Here is an 18746-nt window from a genome sequence, read left to right as displayed (position 1 = left end):
TACTATGGTTTTCCTGTACCAAGATCAAGCATCAAGATTAAACGTCAAGATAACGGGCTTTCAAATGCGCTTTGAATACCTGTGGATCAAGAGGATGCCCTGTAACTGTTGTTAGTAATTCATCTGTGGAGAGGAAAGATCCCCAAGCGTGTACATTCTCATTCAGCCAGCCCATAAGTGGTTTAAAGTTTCCTTGGGCTAACGCGGATGGAATTTCAGGTACCGCCGCCTTTGCCGCTGCAAACAACTGGGCCGCAGCCATGGCACCCAAAGTATAGGTCGGGAAATATCCCCAAGCACCGTCATACCAGTGAATATCCTGAAGACAACCAAGCGTATCGTTGGGTGGGCGAATACCCAGCAACTTTTCTAACCCGTCATTCCACGCCTGAGGTAAATCTTCAAGCCCCATGGATCCTTTAATGAGTTCTTTTTCCAGACGGTAGCGCAGAATAACGTGCGATGGATAGGTAACTTCATCGGCATCAACCCGTATAAAATCAGGCTTAACTTTGTTATAGATACGCTGCATGTTCTCGGGGCCCCAAGAAGATCCTTTTCCACCAAAGGCTGCTTTCGCTTTTTCGGCAACAAACGAAACAAATTCTTCGCTTCGGCTCGCTTGCATCTCGATGATAAGCGATTGGCTCTCATGCATCGTCATTCCACGTGCAGCCCCAACAGGCTGAAGACGCCAATCCTTAGGCAAATTCCGTTCGTACATTGCATGACCAGTTTCATGAAGGACGCCCATCAGCGACGTCATAAAATCAGTTTCATCGTACCGTGTTGTTATCCGGATATCATCCGGCACACCGCCACAGAAAGGATGCAAGCTCACATCAAGACGACCATAATTGAAATCAAAGCCTACAGCCTTGATCATTTCGCGCCCCAACGTTTCTTGTGCTTTTAAAGAAAATGGACCGCCAGGCATTTCTGCAGCTGGCTCTGATGCCTGCTTTTCCAATACAGCCTGTGTAAAGTCTGGTAAGAACGCAGCCAGATCATCAAAGATCGCATCAATGCGAATTGACTTCCCCCCCGGTTCGAAATGATCCAACAGGGCGTCATAGGTATCACATTTAAAAAGTTCGGCTTTGATCTTGGCTTCTTGTTGCGTGAGATTAAGCACTTCTTTCATCGCAGGCAAAATTGAAGCAAAATCATTATTTGGGCGTGCTTCACGCCAGATCATCTCACAGCGTTTACCAGCTTTGGTTTGCGCTTCGACAAAATCACCATCAAGTGCTGTCGCATGTCGCCAGATCCGCTGCATCTCGCGCAGATTAGCTAACTGCCAACTACCAAGATCCCCTTTGCTTTCCAGAGCTTGCGCAAACAAGTCTTCCACTTCACTGCTGGTCAAGATTTCATGCTGAACACCACTAAGAGCAGCAAGTTGTTCCATTCTGGCTTCGGCACCGCCGGCAGGCATGACTGTGGACATATCCCAACCTAATACACCGCTGGCTTCACCAATAGCGTTCATCCGGCGGAATTTTTTTTCAAGAGCAAGATAAGCTGACATTTTACATTCCCAATCAGGCAACAAACCATTCACAAGACGAGCGATTGTAATTTAGTCGTCTTCCCGTTTTTCAACAGGGCGATAATGATAGATGAAATAAATCACAGCAAGGATCAAAGCCATAGCATACCAAGTAATAACGTATTCCAGATGATTATTCACCAAAGCTATACGCGTTTGCCCGCCAAGAGGATATCCCCCCGGATTAGCCGCAGGGCCTGCATCAAGATAGACACTCATCACCGGGTTAGACAGATCTGTTTTCTGGCTCATTTCTTTGATATCCGTATAAAACCAGAAGTTATCTTCGGGATCATTAACTGGGCGAACAAATTCATACCCCTTCCATCCACCAACGCGAAGAAGACCTTCTATTTTAACGGGCCCATCAACCTGACCTTCAGGCCGAGAGGCAGGCGCTTTAAACTCAGAAGGAACAAAACCACGGTTGATCAGAATTTGTCGCCCATCCGTCATCACAAAAGGAGTAATAATCTGGATGCCTAACTGCCGATCCAGTGAACGTGCCCCCATGATAAGCTCTTTATCATGCAGGAACTCACCCTCTACCCAGACATTGATAAACTCATCAGCCTGCGGGTCAGCAACTTCGCCGGGATATGTTTCTGAAAAAGAAATAGCCACAGCAGAAGCGCGATCCGTTCGTAACGCAATTTGATCTTTTTTCCATTCCATGCGTGATAACTGCCAAGTGCCCAGAGCAATCGCAATCAAAACTACGGGAATAGTAAACATCGTAGGCCAAAAAGTTGGCTGGAAACGGCGTAAAGTGCCTTTGGTCATAATCGACAAATCCTGTGTCGCTTGCTTTTAATAATATTCGAGCGCCACCATAAGGCCTTTGCAAGAACAGAGCAAAGCGATTGAGGCCCTCTGACAAGAAAATCTCTTAACCATAGTGCGAATGTAAAATGTAGAAGACATCCCCTAGGGCATATTTGGAAAGATAGAAAGAAGAAGGCCGTGCCTTAACGGGTGAAAAGTGAATTTCACTTGCGTTTCAGGCACGGCCTTCTTTCAAACCGATACTGTTTCAGGTTGCCCTGATAGGCTGGACTTAGCCACCCCACCAGTAAACAGCAACAAATAGGAACAACCAGACAACGTCCACGAAATGCCAGTACCAAGCAGCCGCCTCAAAGCCAACATGGGCTTCAGGTGTGAAGTGACCTTTTTTCGTACGAATCAAACATACAAAAAGGAAAATGGTACCAACGATAACGTGGAAACCGTGGAAACCAGTCGCCATGTAGAAGGTAGAAGAATAAATATTATCTGTGAAACCAAATGCAGCGTGGCTGTATTCGAAAGCCTGAAGTGCTGTAAAAATCACGCCAAGACCGACAGTAATCATCAAAGCATGTACCGCTTGTTTCTGTTGACTGTTCAAAATCGCATGATGCGCCCAAGTCACGGAACAACCAGACAGCAGTAGGATCAGCGTGTTCAAAAACGGCAGATCAAATGCATCGAACGTCACAACATCAGCTGGCGGCCAAACGCCCCCTATAACGTCACTCGGATAGAACGCCGCCGTGAAATATGCCCAGAAAAATGCAACAAAGAACATTACTTCAGAAGCGATGAATAGCACCATCCCGTACCGCAGACCAATACGAACCACAGGGGTATGAAGGTGACGAACATAAGCTTCGTTCACCACGTCACGCCACCAGCCATACGTACAAATAAGAACCGATGCGATACCCGCAAAAAGAACTATATTTGTATAGTCGTGCATCATCAAAACAAGACCTGTTGCCATCAAGCCAGCAGCAAAAGCTGTCAGCAAAGGCCAAGGGCTTGGATCAACCAAATGATACGGATGTTTTACTTCGTCGTGCCCTGCACTCATGATATCCCTCTTAACCAGACGCTATTGCGTATTGTTAATTGACCTCTACAACCGGTTTATTTCCGGTGTCATTACCCAAATCACCCACATCCACACTATCTTCTTCTTCAGTATCCCGGAAGAAAGTATATGACAGAGTGATTGTTTTTACGTCACTGAGATTCGGATCATTCTCTATTTCCGGATCAACATAGAAAGTGACAGGCATGTCAACTTCTTGTCCCGGCAACAAAGTCTGCTCTGAAAAACAGAAACAATCTACTTTTACGAAATACTGACCAGCCTTTAGCGGTGTCACATTGAATGTGGCAACACCTTTGACCTTATCATCAGACGTATTTTTTGCGCGATAAAACGCAATTCCTTCTTCCCCGACTTTAAGATCAACCGCGCGCTGCGCAGGCTTAAAGTGCCAAGGCAAATCTCCATTCACCGAAGAATCAAATCGAATAGTCACATCACGATCACTAACAACCAGATCGTCCGTTGCACCAGCTTCAGAAACCTGTGTTGTGCCACCATAGCCCGTGACCTGACAAAACAACTTATACAGTGGCACGGATGCAAAAGCCAACGCCACCATTCCACAGACAACACCGCCTAGAATGATAGCAACGCGCGCATTTTTATCGCCAGCGACAGACATGCTACTTCATTCCCATCTTTACGATAGTGACCGCATACACAAGTGCAATGAAACCAAGTAAAACACCCAAAATAGCCCAGTTGCGGCGTTTTCTCTGTTTATGGATTTCTTCCGAATTTTCCACAGTTTCATATTTTTTTGTTTTGTCTTCAGACATATTAACCACCAATCAAACTCAAAATACCTGGCGTTCGATCAATAATAAGAACGGCAAAGAGAACAAAGAGATATAGAATAGAATAAAAGAACATCTTGCGAGCATGACGATCTTCGTCGGAACGCAGCACCTTGATGTTCAGCCATAGAAAATACGAACTCGCGATCAGCGCGACAGCCCCATACAGCAGACCAGCAACATTGAAGTATACTGGCGCCAAAACAACTGGGAAAAGGGCAATGGTATAAACCAGCATTTGCCACTTAGTATTCTCACGGCCAGAAACAACTGGCAACATCGGCACTTTAGCAGCAGCGTAATCGCCATCTTTATAAAGCGCCAAGGCCCAAAAATGAGGCGGCGTCCACATAAAGATAACCAAGAACAGAACAATAGATTCAATAGAGACAGTTCCTGTTACAGCCGCCCAGCCAATCATCGGAGGAAACGCACCCGCAGCCCCACCAATGACAATATTTTGTGGCGTGCGGCGTTTCAGGAACAGTGTGTATACAAAAACATAAAAACCGTTGGCTAAAGCCAGAAGTGCTGCAGCGGTCCAATTAACCGCTAAGCCCATGATCATCACTGAAAACAGGCTGAGGATCACTCCAAAGCTCAAGGCAACGTCCGGTGCCATACGACCAGCCGGGATCGGGCGTTTTTTCGTGCGTGTCATGATCGCGTCAATATCGCGGTCATACCACATGTTAATTGCTCCGGCGCCACCAGATGCAATCGCAATGCAGAACAGGGCAATAATTCCAAGGAAGGGATGAATATTGCCCGGAGCAACCATCAAACCGGAGAATCCAGTGAACACAACAAGATACATGACACCCGGCTTCATCAAAGCCCAGAAGTCAGCAACCTGCGCAACACCGCTTAAAGAAGCAGTATCTGTTGTTGTTGTATTTTCCATAGATGTATCGGTCACAATTTACTCCTGATTAAATCCGGCCATTAACATCGAATAATGCGATGAAATGGCCGGATCTATACTTAACTACCGTTATTTTATTTTTGGCAGCTCGTTAAAGCAGTGGAACGGTGGAGGAGAAGATACTGTCCACTCTAGCGTCGTTGCACTTTCTCCCCATGGATTAGCTTCAACACGACGACCGAATTTCATTGTCCAGATAGTTAGTAGAACAAAGAATATCGTCGCAGCAAAGGTAATGTACGCACCATATGATGAAATCGCATTGAACCCAGCATAGGCATCAGGGTAATCAACATAACGGCGCGGCATTCCCTGTAGCCCGAGGAAGTGCTGAGGGAAGAAAATCATGTTCACCCCAACAAACGTCAGGACAAAGTGCAGATAACCTGCCCAAGCCGGATAGTCACGCCCAGACATCTTACCCATCCAGTAATACATACCTGCGATAATGCCAAAGACAGCACCAAGGCTGAGAACGTAGTGGAAGTGCGCCACAACATAGTAGGTGTCATGCATCGCCAGATCCATACCAGAGTTCGCAAGAACAACCCCGGTTACACCACCAACGGTAAAGAGGAAGATGAAACCAAGCGCCCAGACCATAGGTACAGAGAAGCGGAGTGAACCACCCCACATTGTAGCAATCCAAGAGAAGATCTTAATCCCGGTAGGTACAGCAATAACCAGCGTAGCCGTTGTAAAGTAAGCACGTGTATTTACGTCCAAACCAACGGTGTACATGTGGTGTGCCCAAACAACGAAGCCAACGAAGCCAATCGCACACATCGCATAGGCCATGCCGAGATAACCAAACACAGGTTTACGGCTAAAGGTCGAAATGATGTGAGAAATGATACCAAATCCAGGCAGGATCATAATGTACACTTCGGGGTGGCCAAAGAACCAGAACAGATGCTGATACAGGATCGGATCACCACCTTTGGCCGGATCGAAGAAAGATGTTCCGAAGTTACGATCTGTCAGCAACATAGTGATCGCACCACCAAGAACAGGAACCGCCAAAAGCAACAAGAAAGCCGTCACAAGCATGGACCATACAAAAAGAGGCATCTTGTGCAGGGTCATGCCTGGCGCACGCATGTTAAAGATTGTTGTGATAAAATTCACCGCACCAAGAATGGATGATGCACCCGCCAGATGGAGGGCAAAAATCGCCATATCAACCGACGGTCCCGATTGCCCAAAAGATGAGAGCGGTGGATAAACCGTCCACCCGGTACCCGCACCTTCTCCGACCAACGCAGAGCCAAGCAGCAGAAGGAACGCAGGAACAATCAACCAGAAGGAAATGTTGTTCATACGTGGGAAGGCCATATCCGGTGCACCGATCATCAAAGGAACAAAGTAGTTCCCGAAACCACCGATCATCGCAGGCATAACCACAAAGAACACCATGATGAAACCGTGTGCCGTAACAACAACGTTCCACCACTGACCGTTTGGTTCACCATCAGTCAAAAAGTATTGTACGCCTGGCTCTTGAAGCTCCAAACGCATGTAAACGGAAAATGCGCCACCGATCAAAGCAGCGATTACTGAAAAGACCAGATACAAAATACCGATGTCTTTATGGTTGGTTGAACAGAACCAACGGGTAAAGAATCCCGGCATGTGATCATGGTCGTGATGGGCTTCAGCAGCAGTACCCATATCTCAAATCCTCATTTCGTTTCTTTAAGCGCTTCTCTTGGCGCTATAACCGATTGAACGGCGAAATCTATCGAAGCTTCTCAGTTAAGCTGAGCAACCTGTACGGAACGATCATCTTCAATCGCAGCAAATTCTTCCTTGGCGAATTCAACCCATTTGTCGAACTCTTCCTTGGAAACGGCTTTGATCATGATCGGCATATAGGAGTGGCCTGTGCCACAAATCTCTGAACACTGACCGTAGTATGTACCTTCTGCGTTCACTTCGAACCAAGTCTCATTGATACGCCCAGGTACGCCATCAAGCTTCAAGCCCATAGAAGGCATTGCAAAAGAGTGAATAACGTCATCACCGGTCACCAAGAGACGAACTTTCGTGTTAACAGGAACCACAATCGCGTTATCTGTTGTCAACAAACGTGGCTCACCAGCTTCCAATTCATCTTCTGACTTCATATAAGCGTCAAATGTGAAATCGCCTTGGTCAGGATATTCATAAGACCAATACCACTGTTTTCCGATCGCTTTGATCGTCATCTCGGTATCAGGATTACTGTCCGCCGCATAAAGAATTTTGAACGAAGGTATAGCAATAATCACCAAAATAATTACCGGAACAGCAGTCCAGATAATTTCAAGCAGCGTGTTATGGCTTGTCTTTGATGGGACAGGGTTCCGTTTTTCAGAAAAACGGAACATCACATAAAGCATCAGAACCAAAACAACGACACAAACCGCGACAATAATATAAAGCAGTAGCTCGTGAAATTCTTCCAATGCTACAGCAGTCGGAGAAGCGGCATCTTGGAGACCAAGACCCCATTCGACTGGCTGAGAGGCGTGACCAGTAGCAGCCAAACCGCCGAACAGTGCAACAGCACTAATTAGATAGGCAATCCGTTTCAGAAACGTCATGTACTCAACATCCTGTTTTTTTATATCAACTTTTGTTCCTGAATTGATCAGGATCAAAGTATCTTTCCCGATTCCAAGACTAATATACAGAATGGATGATTCTGACACTAGCCGGACTCCAAAGTTATTCTGGCGCAACCTACCCTATTGAAACCCGAGAGGACAAGCCCCAGATACACAAGAATTACGTATAGTAGATGCTTTAAGCTACCAAAAGATAAACATTAAGCGAACTATAGCCCTTCCTAAGAAGCCCGTCCCCTGGTTGCGACCTTATGACGCAGAACCCCATTTGCCTCACAAATCTGCGCCTTTTACATTTAATTCTTAGTGTGAAATCTGACTTTCTTGCTCAACTATTTTACGGACACGGCGTACACCTAACCATAACGCAGTAACGACAAACGGGATAGATACAGCCGCAACAATAGACGCGTTTACATCGACTCCAGCTGTCTTAACCCCTTTTGCTAAATAGTAAATCAAACTAACGACATAGTAACTAATCGCCGCCACAGAAAGACCTTCTACTGTCTCCTGTAATCTTAGCTGAATACTTGCTCTTTTATCCATAGACTTCAGAAGTGCAGAGTTCTGTTCTTCCAACTGGATATCAACACGCGTTCTCAATAACTGCCCCGCCCGGGCAACCCTTTTGGACAGTGTATCCAAACGTAATGCCATTGCCTCACAGGTTCGCATTGCCGGGGTCAGACGTCGATCCAAGAAACTTTCCATCCGTTGAAAGCCATCCATGTTTCCTTCTTTCAACTTCAAAATACGTTGTTTAACCAACTCGTGGTACGCCTTTGAAGCAGAAAATCGATAGTTGGTAGCAGCAGCAGCTTGTTCAATTTCAGCAGACAACTCTGTCAACTCGCTCAGCAACTGCTTTTCGTTATCCACATCCCGGCGATCGGTCATACGCGTTGTAATATCCTTTAGCACGCGCCCTGCCTTTGCCAGACGATCACCATATTGCTGTGCCAGAGGAAGAGAGAGAAGGGCCATCATTCGATAGGTATCAATTTCGAGCAACCGCTGAACAGCACGCCCTATTTGCCTTGGTTTCAAACCGTAATCTTTAATAAGGATGCGGCCATACCCATCCTCGTTAATGCTAAAATCCATCCAAACACCGGCAAGTCCGCCACGTAGTGTACAGGCAGATAGATGCCCCGTAGGAAAGAAAGAAACTTGCTCCTGCATCGTGCGCTCCGGTGCATCATGACCTTCGAGTTCAAGATGCACGCCGACCAGCCTTTGACCCGGTACAGCATTAAGCCAATCCTCAGGTACCAGCTCTATTGCCGTCTTTGAGAAAGGTTTATGATATACCTGTTTTGGCTTTTGAACACTTGGTGCCGTATCGTACTGCTTTCGATCCGGGTCTTTTCTGTTGCGAAAAAAAGTGTATGTGGAAAATTCTGTATGACGTTCCCAAACCACATAGAAGTGACCTAGGTCAGCCATAAAATGTTTCGTTCCCGGGGCTGGTGCTGCCACGTTAAAACGTTGGCATAACAACCCAACATGGGCTCTTTCTTCTTCGGCTTTGTTTTCTCCTGATAACATTCCTATGTGAGTGATAGTTTCTGGACCAGTCAGCTGGGTAAATGGCCTTGCATGTAATTCATTACAAAGCTCAACCCGCAAGGGGTGATCGCGCAACATTTTTGTTCCTTATATCGACCTTATTTCTGTTTTTTAACAGAGCTCTTTTAGTCCGCTTTCTTCCGTAGAAGCGTTTTTTTGCCTTTTGACAAAATGAAGTTTGACAAGATTCCCTTTAATTTGGAAGCCAAGATCATTGGCCTTCTCACTTTGAGCACGTATATTGTCTTCATAGGTATATTGAAGGAATCCATTTATGAGCTACATTGCCACAACCGACGATCTTTTTTTCAACCACACCAATTTGGATCAAAAACGGCTGGAAAACATTGTCAATAATGCACTAACAGGTGCCGACGATGGTGAGCTCTATCTTGAATACCGCCAATCCGAAGGGATGGTTTTCGATGACGGTCGTCTGAAAAATGCCAGCTTTGACACATCTCAGGGATTTGGACTTCGTGCAATCGCGGGGGACAGTGCAGGCTATGCCCATGCAAGCGATCTTAGTGAAGAAGCCATTAAGCGCGCGGTGAATACAGTTCAAGCCGTTCACAGCGGACATTCCGGCACTATGGCAGGTTCACCACAGGGAACAAACTCAGCGCTTTACACCGAAGACAACCCCCTATCTGCCTGTGCTTTTGAAACCAAAATCAAAGTGCTCAGTGATATTGATGCCTATGCCCGCGCAAAGGATTCTCGAGTAGTTCAGGTTAGCGCATCTATTTCCGGCGAATGGCAAGCGGTACAGATTATTCGCGCTGACGCCCACAAAGTTGCTGATATCCGCCCATTGGTACGCCTAAACATTTCAGTCACTGTTGCACAGGGCAACAAAATGGAAAGCGGGTCTTATGGTGGCGGTGGCCGCTTTGTTTATGACAGCCTGCTTGATCCAGCTTATTGGCAAAAGGGAACTGACGAGGCCATTCGGCGAGCTCTTGTTAATTTGGATGCTGTTCCCGCACCTGCTGGTGAAATGCAGGTCATTCTTGGTCCTGGGTGGCCTGGGATTCTACTGCACGAAGCCGTTGGTCATGGTCTGGAAGGCGATTTCAACCGTAAAAAAACATCAACCTTTAGTGATCGTATTGGTGAACGCGTTGCCTCTAAAGGCGTTACCGTTGTTGATGACGGCACCATCGCGGATCGCCGGGGATCAATCTCGGTTGATGATGAAGGCACGCCGTCTCAATGCACAACCCTGATTGAAGACGGTATTCTTGTTGGCTACATGCAGGATCGTCAAAATGCTCGACTAATGGGCGAGAATTCTACAGGCAACGGTCGTCGACAAAGCTATGCCCACATTCCAATGCCACGCATGACAAACACAGTGATGCTGAACGGCGAACACGACCCCAAGGAAATGCTTAAATCTGTGAAGGATGGCATTTACGCTGTGAATTTTGGCGGTGGTCAGGTCGACATTACGTCAGGTAAATTCGTTTTTGCCTGCACGGAAGCTTATAAAGTCAAAGACGGTATTGTCGCGGAAGCTGTAAAAGGTGCCACTTTGATAGGAAACGGTCCTGATGCCATGCAAAAAATTTCCATGGTTGGTAATGATATGGAAATGGATGATGGCGTTGGCACTTGCGGCAAAAACGGCCAAGGCGTTCCCGTTGGTGTTGGACAGCCCACTCTTTTGATCAATGGCATTACTGTTGGCGGCACGGCCTAAACCAAAGAACATTTGGGTTGTAAATTAATACTTCCTTAATTCAATTCAAAGTAGTATTCTAAATGCAACCTCCTATCGACCCTTGTATCGATATTTTAATGCCCCGGTTAATTCCGGGGCTTTTTTTGCGATCTTTTCAAAAAAAGCTGATCACCCACATAAAGAGTAATCAGCTTTTAAATTAAGTCACTTAACTGCGTCGAGTACCTCACTTAGCCGTGAGGGCTTACTTAATAAGCATACTCAATAAATGCAGGGTCAACGGACTCGTTCCAGCGTTCATAATAAGCTTTGAGCTTTTCTTCAGCTGGGGTAACTCCGCTTTCAGCTGTCTCCATCAACGTATTAAGGAAGTGAACTTCATCACGTCCTTGGCCATCAATACGTCCTCTGTTCTCCAGACCGCTGGCTGCTATTTTTACGACTTCCTCTGCCAAACCTTGAAGTTTCTGGCCACGGACGACCGCAGACAAACCCTTGGCCGGGACTTCCGCTCTCAACAATTGGCGTTCTTCATCGGTCCAGTCTTTCACCAGATCCCATGCGGCATCCAACGCCGATTGATCATAAAGCAGACCAACCCACAAAGCAGGTAAAGCACACAGAGATTTCCACGGACCACCATCAGCACCGCGCATTTCCAGGAATTTTTTCATTCGCACTTCGGGGAAAGCCGTCGTAATATGGTCATCCCAATCTTTTAACGTTGGCAATTCGCCGGGGAGTATTTTCAATTTTCCCTGCATAAAATCACGGAACGATTCACCGCTGGCATCCAAATATTTACCATCGCGATAAACAAAATACATTGGCACATCGAGAACGTAATCCACATAGCGCTCAAAGCTCATACCATCTTCGAACACAAAAGAAAGCATGCCACAGCGGTCAGGATCAGTATCAGTCCACAGATGGCTACGATAGCTCAAGAACCCGTTGGGTTTACCATAGCTAAAGGGAGAATTCGCAAAAAGGGCCGTTGCAATAGGCTGCAATGCCAAGCTGGTACGAAATTTGTGGATCATGTCCTGTTCGCTGGAAAAATCCAGATTAACCTGAACAGTACAGCTTAGCGTCATCATATCCAGACCAAGATTACCGCGTTTTGGCATATATTCGCGCATAATCTTGTATCGGCCCTTTGGCATCCAGTTGACGCCTTCCTGCCCCCATTTCGGATTGAACCCCATTCCAAGCATATGAATGCCAAGCGGTTCGGTAATTTCCTTAACCTGATGCAGGTGAGAGTGCACTTCACGGCAGGTATCGTGCACTGTCTCCAAAGGAGCACCAGAAAGCTCAAGCTGTCCACCGGGTTCCAATGTGACCGAAGCGCCGCTATCTGTTAGCGCAATAATATTGTCGCCTTCATAACCCGGGGTCCAACCAAACCGATTGGCAAGACCTTCAAGGATCATCTTGATTGATTTTTCACCATCGAATTTCAGCGATTTAAAAGTCTCATCACAAAAAGCGAACTTTTCATGCTCTGTCCCAATGCGCCATTGATCTTTAGGTTTATTACCGCTTTCCAGATAGGAAATCAGTTGGGCTTTATCCGTAATTACGGTTGATGAGGAAGAAGCGTCGGACATATTTACATTCCATTTATTCGGTCGTCGTTTAAAATAAAAACTCAGAATTGCCTGAATTCAGGCAACCGTGACCGGCGTTGTACCTTTTGGTGGGCGCATACCCCCATCTCCTAATATTGCCTGCCAACATGACAGGGCTGCAACAGCAGCGGTATCAGCCCGAAGTACCCTTGGACCAAGACCTATTGGTGTCACATAAGGAAGGCGACGAAGAGCTTCAAGCTCTTCTTCAGCAAAACCGCCTTCCGGACCGATTAATACTGCCCAAGGGCGTTGACCGGCATCTGGTTCTTTAACCAGTATTTCTGTTAGGGTTTCTGCAATAGGCTTTGCATCCCCAAATTCCGCACAAACCATTAAACGCCTGTCATCAGGCCATTTATCGATGAGTTTGTCCAATGATACGGCATCATCAACTTCTGTTACCGACAAGCGTTCACATTGTTCGGCTGATTCCTTTGCATGTGCAGCAAGCCGATCACGGTTAATTCGCTTAACATCTGTGTAACGGGTAAAAACAGGTAAGATGCGTGAACAACCAAGTTCTCCGGCTTTTTCGGCAAGGAAGTCTATCCTCGAACGCTTAATTGGCGCAAATACCAGCCAAATATCAGGTTCCGGTGCAGGTTTACGGCGCTGCTCTTGAATATGTAGCGAACACCATCCCTTGCCCAATCCCTCGATCACACCAAGCCATTCGCCGTCTCGCTCATTAAAAAGACCGATTCGTGCGCCCGTGTTAAGTCGCAAGACAGACCGCAGGTAATGCGCACCCGCGGCATCAAGGCCAACAGTAGCCCCTTGGCTCAAGCATTCTTCAACATAGAGTCTGGTTACAACACGTTCCATCTCTCGAACCTACCTTCACAAAGCAGTACTTCAGGTGTATCACTCATAATTAAACAAGTAGATAACACCCACAAAAGAGATAACACAACGCCGATATGACCAATAATGCCAGCGACAATGCTAGTGACATCGCGAATGATCGTTTAATCATTAGAATATCCCCCGCATGGACCCGACCATATCTGCGTCTGGCAAGACTGGATAGGCCGATTGGAACCTGGCTATTACTCTTTCCCTGCTGGTGGTCGATGTTATTGGCAACCAGTGCGCCCGGTTATCAAATCGGCAGTCCCTTTGCGCCGCTCTATTTCATGGCACTCTTTGCAATCGGCGCCCTTACAATGAGGGGCGCGGGCTGCACTATAAACGATATGGCTGATCGAGAGTATGACAAGAAGGTAGCGCGCACTGCCACACGTCCTCTGGCCAGTGGCGAGTTATCCATGAAACAAGCCGTGGCCTTCCTTGCCCTTCAACTTGCCATTGGGCTCGCGGTATTATCTCAGTTCAACACCTACACCATTATTTTAGCCGCATCAGCCATATTGCTGGTAATCTGCTATCCCTTTATGAAGCGTATAACCTATTGGCCCCAAGCATGGCTTGGCCTGACCTTCAACTGGGGTGCCTTGGTTGGGTGGGCCGCTGTACGAGGCGACCTCAGCCTCCCCCCTCTTCTCATTTATATCGGCGGGATTGCTTGGACACTTGGGTACGACACTATTTATGCACATCAGGATAAAGAGGACGATGCATTGGTCGGTGTAAAATCCACAGCATTGAAACTGGGGGACAAAACAAAGCATTGGCTCGTGCTCTTTTACAGCATTTGTACGCTCTGCTTTGCCGCAGCAGGATTTATTATGGGATTACAATGGCCTTTTTGGCTTGGAGTTGCAGGTTTGGCCTCTCATTTCTTTTGGCAAGTAACCACCGTTCAGATTGATGATCCAGCCGACTGCTTAAACAAGTTCAAATCCAATAGAAATATTGGATGGATTTTTCTGGCTGGGATCTACCTTGCCGCTACAATCAAATAGCCCAACCTTAAATGACGCCAATTTCCAACCCCAAGAATTTCATCACCCAAAACACTCGATCAACGGGGACGCCGCTTCTTGGAGATGAAATAGAACTTTATCTGGCCTGTCAGGATCTACCGCTATGGCAACTGGGCGAAGAAGAGCTAGATAAACTACAACTTCCCACGCCCTTCTGGGCTTTTGCTTGGGCTGGCGGCCAAGCTCTATCTCAATACATTCGAGATAACCCTGACATTGTCCGAGGCAAACGCGTTCTCGATTTTGCTTGTGGATGTGGCATACAAGCCATAGCTGCAAAGATGTCAGGGGCAAAGACAGTCCTTGCTACTGATATTGATCCCTTTGCCATCGCCGCCACAGAATTGAATGCTGAAAACAACAAAGTAAGTCTCGCAACGACGACAGAGAATTTGGTGGGAAAAGACAACCAGGGTTGGGACGTGATCCTCGCAGGTGATGTTTGTTATGAAGGGCCAATGGCCAAAGAAATCACATCCTGGCTTTGGCAACTTTCCAAGACAGGCGTGATCGTTCTGATGGGGGACCCGGGAAGAACCTACCTTCCAAAGTCTGGATTAAAGAAATTAATCTCTTATGGTGTACAGACATCCTCTGCCTTGGAAGATACCGATGTACGAAATGCCTGTGTTTGGGAATTCCCTCGGGATGAACAACCTTCATAAAAAGCGCATTAATCTTTTTCTGACTACGGTTTCTCATTATAACAAGACGCTATCTGACTGCTGCTAAGCTTGGAATAAGATTACACCTTGTTTTTTTGACGATAACCTCTGACAAGTAAGCTTAAAACTGGACCTAAGTGTAAGAGCACGCTAAAGCTCTCCTGTTAAATTGAACCGACTGTTGGCCTGATGAACGAGTACTTACAGAAGCAAACAAAACCATTTGTACTGCTGGATGACACGCTCTCTGGCAAAGGTTCGGTTTTGTTCATCAATCCAAGTAATATCATTAGCTGTAATAGTCCCGAGAAGCTGAATGCGACTTTCGCTTTGATGGACCAGGAAAGACAAGCTGGAAAGCACTTAGCTGGCTTTTTATCTTATGAGTTAGGCTACCTTCTCGAAGACAAGCTTTCGTGTTTATTACCACCGGACACAAGCCGTAATGTTCCTTTACTGTGGTTTGGATCCTTCGAAGAAGCAATCTCCCTTAATCCGGCAGAAGCACATAAGTTCCTCGCAAAACAACGGTCCGGTGATTATAATCTTACAAACCTGAAGCCTTCAATGGATGAGCAAAGCTATTGCACCGCCATTCACAAAGTTCAGGATTATATCGCAGCCGGCGACACCTATCAGGTTAACTACACGTTCAAACATCATTTTGATATATCCGGCGACCCAATAGCCTTATTTCAGGAACTCAGGCAGCGACAGAATGTCAGCAATGGTGCCTATATTGAAACAGGTCACCATTCTATTCTCTCTTTATCCCCTGAAATATTCCTGTCAACGCAAGGGCCCAAAGCACGAACCCGACCAATGAAAGGGACTGTCCAGCGCGGAAAAAGCCCCAAAGAAGACAACGAAAATAAAGTCTGGCTCACAAAAGACGAAAAATCACGTGCTGAGAACCTGATGATTGTTGATCTTTTGAGAAACGATATGGGACGCGTATGCGAAGTTGGTTCCATAGAGGTTACTGAACTCTTTACGGTCGAAACTTATCGTTCTCTGCACCAAATGACGTCGAATATCGTCGGGAAGCTTCGATCCGAAGTAAGCCCCATTGACCTTATCACGCAGCTTTTCCCTTGTGGCTCAATAACCGGCGCCCCCAAAGTGCGCACCATGGAAATCATTTCCGAGTTGGAAGAACAGCCCCGTGGCGTCTATACAGGAAGTATCGGACATATCGCACCCAACGGCGATACCAGATTTAATGTCGCCATTCGCACCCTGATGATGGACAAAATGGGCAAAGGTGAAATGGGTATTGGTAGTGGCATTGTGTACGATTCCAGTCCTGAAGCAGAATACCAAGAATGCCTTCTCAAAGGACAGTTCCTATCAGGCAATTTGGCTGGATACGCAAAACCCCTTTTTGATCTGATAGAAACACTACGATGGGAAGAAGAAACGGGGTATTTCCTTCTTGAAGAACATCTTGAACGTCTTGAAAATTCTGCAGGTTTCTTCGCTTATCCTTTTGAGAAAGAAAATATATGTTCGGCTTTGCAAAGCATAGAGCTCAAGGGTACACAGCGCGTCAGGCTTTTACTGCATAAAGATGGCTCGACAACAGTCACAGCCACATCAATAGAGCAACCCGATCCTCAAAAGCCTATAGGCTATGTCGTCTCAGAAAAGACTGCCGATAGCAGTGATATATTCTTTTACCATAAAACAACCCGTCGAGAGTTTTACGAAGACGAACTTGCCAGACAAAATCAGCTCACAGGTTGCACAGAAGTCTTATTCACCAACGAACATGGTGAGATTACAGAAGGCGCACGCACCAATGTCTTTATCGAAATTGATGGCAAGCTGTTCACACCACCTATTTCCAGTGGCGTCTTAAATGGTACATTTAGAACGTACCTGCTCAAAACAGGCTACAAAGACATCACAGAAAAAGTTCTAACACTTGATGATCTTGCAGTAGCAGACACCGTTTTCTTTGGAAATTCGGTTCGTAATCTAATGCGCGCTCAGTGCATTTCGCAGGAAATAGAAAAGGGAGCATAGAAGCTCCCTTCGTATATAAACCGAACGCCTTGAAACAGGCTAATCCGTTAGATTATGCAACCAGTTTCTGAACATATCCAGGAAGAGCAAAGGCTGCTCGGTGAATCTCTGGCGTGTAGTATCTGGTTTCAATAGCAGCTGCCTTATAACGTGCTTCTAATTGATCCAGTGACATATCCTTCAAACCCTTTTGATCCGTTCCCCAACCAAAAGCCATCGGGCCACCAACATAAGTTGGCACTGTGGCCAGATAGCATGTCGCCTCGGCAAAGATCGGCTTAAAGAACGTCAATGTGGATTTCAGCTCATCAGCCTGCAAAAACGGGACCCCGTTCTGGGTGACAAGAATGCCGCCCTCTTCAAGACATGATTTGCAATCTGTGTAGAAGTTATCTGTAAAGAGAACCTCGCCGGGGCCAATCGGGTCTGTCGAATCAACGATGATAAGATCGTATTTTCCCGAACATTCCTTCATGAAAAGGCAGCCATCTTTGATCACAAGATCTAATCGCGGATCCTCAAACGCATTTCCACAAATCATAGGAAGATGCTTTTTGCTAAGTTCGATAACTGTTCGGTCAAGCTCGACCATTGTTACCTTCTCAACAGTTTGATGTTTTAGCACCTCTTCCAGCATGCCCCCGTCACCGCCACCAACAATAAGAACCTTTTTAACGGCTCCGTGGGCGAAGATCGGAAGATGGGCAAGCATTTCATGGTATATGAACTCGTCCCGTTCCGTAATTTGGGTTACACCATCCAAGGCCATAACCCGACCATAGACCTCGTTTTCATAAATAACGAGGTTCTGATGTTCTGTTTTATTATCGAAAAGAACTTCTTTGACACGAAAACTCGAATGAATATCTGCGTGCAGTTCCTCTGTCACCCAGTTCTTCATTCTGTTTCGGTCCTGCCCATTTCTTGAGTCCTAATTTCTTTTCCACGGCGAATTTCTTCAACCAGAACTTCGTCAGGGCTAAAAGCTTCTTTCAGAACATCAATTGAATTGTGAGGCTCTGAATCACCACACATAAACACATCCAATGCCGCATAGCCTTTTTCGGGCCATGTATGAATGGAAATATGTGATTCAGCCAAAACCGCGACACCAGAAACGCCGCCGTTAGGGGTAAAGTGATGTAAATGTATATGCAGCAAGGTCGCTTTGGACCTTTCAACACATTCGATAAGGGTATTTTCGACAAACTTTAAATCATCTAACCGACGAGCCCCTTTAAGATCAATGATCAAATGGGTGCCGGCAAACCTCTCGCCATCACGTTCAATGAAGAAATCCTTTTGCTCTTCATCCAAGGCAACGACATTCGAAGCTTCGACATTTTTAGTTTCAATACCAGTCCGACAAGCGGATCCGTTTTCTTCCGTTTGGGTGGTGCTTGAACCTTGATTCAAGTCCATCCCCAATTGGAAGAGGGCGTGTGCAGTCGACACTTAGCGTCCTCCCCAACCAGTAGATGACTTTGGCTCAATCGCGGTTTAATGCCG

The 18746-nt window shown here is 46.4% G+C and carries 17 protein-coding genes; 4 read left to right on the top strand and 13 right to left on the bottom strand.

Features of this window, described 5'->3' with window-relative positions:
- Positions 1 to 37: 37 nt before the first annotated feature.
- From ACN0QW_RS01405 to ACN0QW_RS01365, 9 genes are all read right to left on the bottom strand, one after another.
- On the bottom strand, positions 38 to 1531 hold the full coding sequence (locus ACN0QW_RS01405; RefSeq protein WP_417428111.1) for a carboxypeptidase M32: 1494 nt from the start codon (positions 1529 to 1531) through the stop codon (positions 38 to 40).
- Between the two features lie 51 nt (positions 1532 to 1582).
- Positions 1583 to 2335 carry an SURF1 family protein gene (locus tag ACN0QW_RS01400; protein ID WP_417428109.1) on the bottom strand — a complete coding sequence of 251 codons (753 nt, stop codon included), beginning with the start codon at positions 2333 to 2335 and terminating at the stop codon, positions 1583 to 1585.
- Between the two features lie 274 nt (positions 2336 to 2609).
- Entirely contained in the window at positions 2610 to 3407 is a 798-nt protein-coding gene (locus ACN0QW_RS01395) for a cytochrome c oxidase subunit 3 (protein WP_417428107.1), read from the bottom strand.
- 34 nt (positions 3408 to 3441) lie between these two features.
- Entirely contained in the window at positions 3442 to 4053 is a 612-nt protein-coding gene (locus ACN0QW_RS01390; RefSeq protein ID WP_299378337.1) for a cytochrome c oxidase assembly protein, read from the bottom strand.
- Position 4054: 1 nt separating this feature from the next.
- Positions 4055 to 4210 (bottom strand): hypothetical protein, encoded by a 156-nt coding sequence (locus ACN0QW_RS01385; protein ID WP_299378340.1) that lies wholly within the window; start codon positions 4208 to 4210, stop codon positions 4055 to 4057.
- Position 4211: 1 nt separating this feature from the next.
- The gene (gene cyoE / locus ACN0QW_RS01380) at positions 4212 to 5132 is read right to left on the bottom strand and encodes a heme o synthase (protein WP_417428714.1); all 921 of its coding nucleotides are present in this window, start codon (positions 5130 to 5132) and stop codon (positions 4212 to 4214) included.
- A 90-nt stretch (positions 5133 to 5222) separates the two neighbouring features.
- Positions 5223 to 6824 (bottom strand): cytochrome c oxidase subunit I, encoded by a 1602-nt coding sequence (gene ctaD, locus ACN0QW_RS01375; RefSeq protein WP_299378342.1) that lies wholly within the window; start codon positions 6822 to 6824, stop codon positions 5223 to 5225.
- An 80-nt stretch (positions 6825 to 6904) separates the two neighbouring features.
- Complete coding sequence (gene coxB / locus ACN0QW_RS01370) at positions 6905 to 7846, bottom strand: cytochrome c oxidase subunit II (protein ID WP_417428104.1); 942 nt, start codon at positions 7844 to 7846, stop codon at positions 6905 to 6907.
- A gap of 219 nt (positions 7847 to 8065) precedes the next feature.
- Entirely contained in the window at positions 8066 to 9412 is a 1347-nt protein-coding gene (locus ACN0QW_RS01365; protein WP_417428102.1) for a DUF3422 family protein, read from the bottom strand.
- A gap of 196 nt (positions 9413 to 9608) precedes the next feature.
- Between ACN0QW_RS01365 and tldD the strand changes: the two genes are divergently transcribed.
- The gene (gene tldD / locus ACN0QW_RS01360) at positions 9609 to 11039 is read left to right on the top strand and encodes a metalloprotease TldD (RefSeq protein ID WP_417428100.1); all 1431 of its coding nucleotides are present in this window, start codon (positions 9609 to 9611) and stop codon (positions 11037 to 11039) included.
- Between the two features lie 230 nt (positions 11040 to 11269).
- Here the strand turns inward: tldD and ACN0QW_RS01355 are convergent, their stop codons facing one another.
- The gene (locus tag ACN0QW_RS01355; RefSeq protein WP_417428098.1) at positions 11270 to 12634 is read right to left on the bottom strand and encodes a glutamate--cysteine ligase; all 1365 of its coding nucleotides are present in this window, start codon (positions 12632 to 12634) and stop codon (positions 11270 to 11272) included.
- Between the two features lie 57 nt (positions 12635 to 12691).
- Positions 12692 to 13483, bottom strand: a complete 792-nt coding sequence (locus tag ACN0QW_RS01350; RefSeq protein WP_417428096.1) for a 16S rRNA (uracil(1498)-N(3))-methyltransferase — start codon at positions 13481 to 13483, stop codon at positions 12692 to 12694.
- Between the two features lie 95 nt (positions 13484 to 13578).
- Between ACN0QW_RS01350 and ubiA the strand changes: the two genes are divergently transcribed.
- From ubiA to pabB, 3 genes are all read left to right on the top strand, one after another.
- Positions 13579 to 14523 (top strand): 4-hydroxybenzoate octaprenyltransferase, encoded by a 945-nt coding sequence (gene ubiA, locus ACN0QW_RS01345; RefSeq protein ID WP_417428094.1) that lies wholly within the window; start codon positions 13579 to 13581, stop codon positions 14521 to 14523.
- An 11-nt stretch (positions 14524 to 14534) separates the two neighbouring features.
- Positions 14535 to 15209 carry a class I SAM-dependent methyltransferase gene (locus tag ACN0QW_RS01340; protein ID WP_417428092.1) on the top strand — a complete coding sequence of 225 codons (675 nt, stop codon included), beginning with the start codon at positions 14535 to 14537 and terminating at the stop codon, positions 15207 to 15209.
- Positions 15210 to 15398: 189 nt separating this feature from the next.
- On the top strand, positions 15399 to 17237 hold the full coding sequence (gene pabB / locus ACN0QW_RS01335) for an aminodeoxychorismate synthase component I (protein WP_417428090.1): 1839 nt from the start codon (positions 15399 to 15401) through the stop codon (positions 17235 to 17237).
- 52 nt (positions 17238 to 17289) lie between these two features.
- Here pabB and speE read toward each other — a convergent pair whose 3' ends face one another.
- Both speE and speD read right to left on the bottom strand, forming a co-directional pair.
- The gene (gene speE, locus ACN0QW_RS01330; protein WP_417428088.1) at positions 17290 to 18138 is read right to left on the bottom strand and encodes a polyamine aminopropyltransferase; all 849 of its coding nucleotides are present in this window, start codon (positions 18136 to 18138) and stop codon (positions 17290 to 17292) included.
- Positions 18135 to 18692 carry an adenosylmethionine decarboxylase gene (speD, locus tag ACN0QW_RS01325; RefSeq protein ID WP_417428086.1) on the bottom strand — a complete coding sequence of 186 codons (558 nt, stop codon included), beginning with the start codon at positions 18690 to 18692 and terminating at the stop codon, positions 18135 to 18137. The genes speE and speD overlap by 4 nt, the downstream gene beginning before the upstream one ends.
- Positions 18693 to 18746: the final 54 nt, after the last annotated feature.

This window comes from Kiloniella sp. (assembly GCF_048259265.1).
Taxonomy (GTDB): Bacteria; Pseudomonadota; Alphaproteobacteria; order Kiloniellales; family Kiloniellaceae; genus Kiloniella.
The sequence above is the reverse complement of the archived record's forward strand: the minus strand, read 5'-3'. Positions and strand labels throughout refer to the sequence as shown.

Excerpts from the sequence above, each read along its gene's own strand:
- ACN0QW_RS01405 (WP_417428111.1), bottom strand. The coding sequence starts at position 1,531 with ATGTCAGCTTATCTTGCTCTTGAAAAAAAATTCCGCCGGATGAACGCT.
- ACN0QW_RS01400 (WP_417428109.1), bottom strand. The coding sequence starts at position 2,335 with ATGACCAAAGGCACTTTACGCCGTTTCCAGCCAACTTTTTGGCCTACG.
- ACN0QW_RS01395 (WP_417428107.1), bottom strand. The coding sequence starts at position 3,407 with ATGAGTGCAGGGCACGACGAAGTAAAACATCCGTATCATTTGGTTGAT.
- ACN0QW_RS01390 (WP_299378337.1), bottom strand. The coding sequence starts at position 4,053 with ATGTCTGTCGCTGGCGATAAAAATGCGCGCGTTGCTATCATTCTAGGC.
- ACN0QW_RS01385 (WP_299378340.1), bottom strand. The coding sequence starts at position 4,210 with ATGTCTGAAGACAAAACAAAAAAATATGAAACTGTGGAAAATTCGGAA.
- cyoE (WP_417428714.1), bottom strand. The coding sequence starts at position 5,132 with ATGGAAAATACAACAACAACAGATACTGCTTCTTTAAGCGGTGTTGCG.
- ctaD (WP_299378342.1), bottom strand. The coding sequence starts at position 6,824 with ATGGGTACTGCTGCTGAAGCCCATCACGACCATGATCACATGCCGGGA.
- ACN0QW_RS01365 (WP_417428102.1), bottom strand. The coding sequence starts at position 9,412 with ATGTTGCGCGATCACCCCTTGCGGGTTGAGCTTTGTAATGAATTACAT.
- tldD (WP_417428100.1), top strand. The coding sequence starts at position 9,609 with ATGAGCTACATTGCCACAACCGACGATCTTTTTTTCAACCACACCAAT.
- ACN0QW_RS01355 (WP_417428098.1), bottom strand. The coding sequence starts at position 12,634 with ATGTCCGACGCTTCTTCCTCATCAACCGTAATTACGGATAAAGCCCAA.
- ACN0QW_RS01350 (WP_417428096.1), bottom strand. The coding sequence starts at position 13,483 with ATGGAACGTGTTGTAACCAGACTCTATGTTGAAGAATGCTTGAGCCAA.
- ubiA (WP_417428094.1), top strand. The coding sequence starts at position 13,579 with ATGACCAATAATGCCAGCGACAATGCTAGTGACATCGCGAATGATCGT.
- ACN0QW_RS01340 (WP_417428092.1), top strand. The coding sequence starts at position 14,535 with ATGACGCCAATTTCCAACCCCAAGAATTTCATCACCCAAAACACTCGA.
- pabB (WP_417428090.1), top strand. The coding sequence starts at position 15,399 with ATGAACGAGTACTTACAGAAGCAAACAAAACCATTTGTACTGCTGGAT.
- speE (WP_417428088.1), bottom strand. The coding sequence starts at position 18,138 with ATGAAGAACTGGGTGACAGAGGAACTGCACGCAGATATTCATTCGAGT.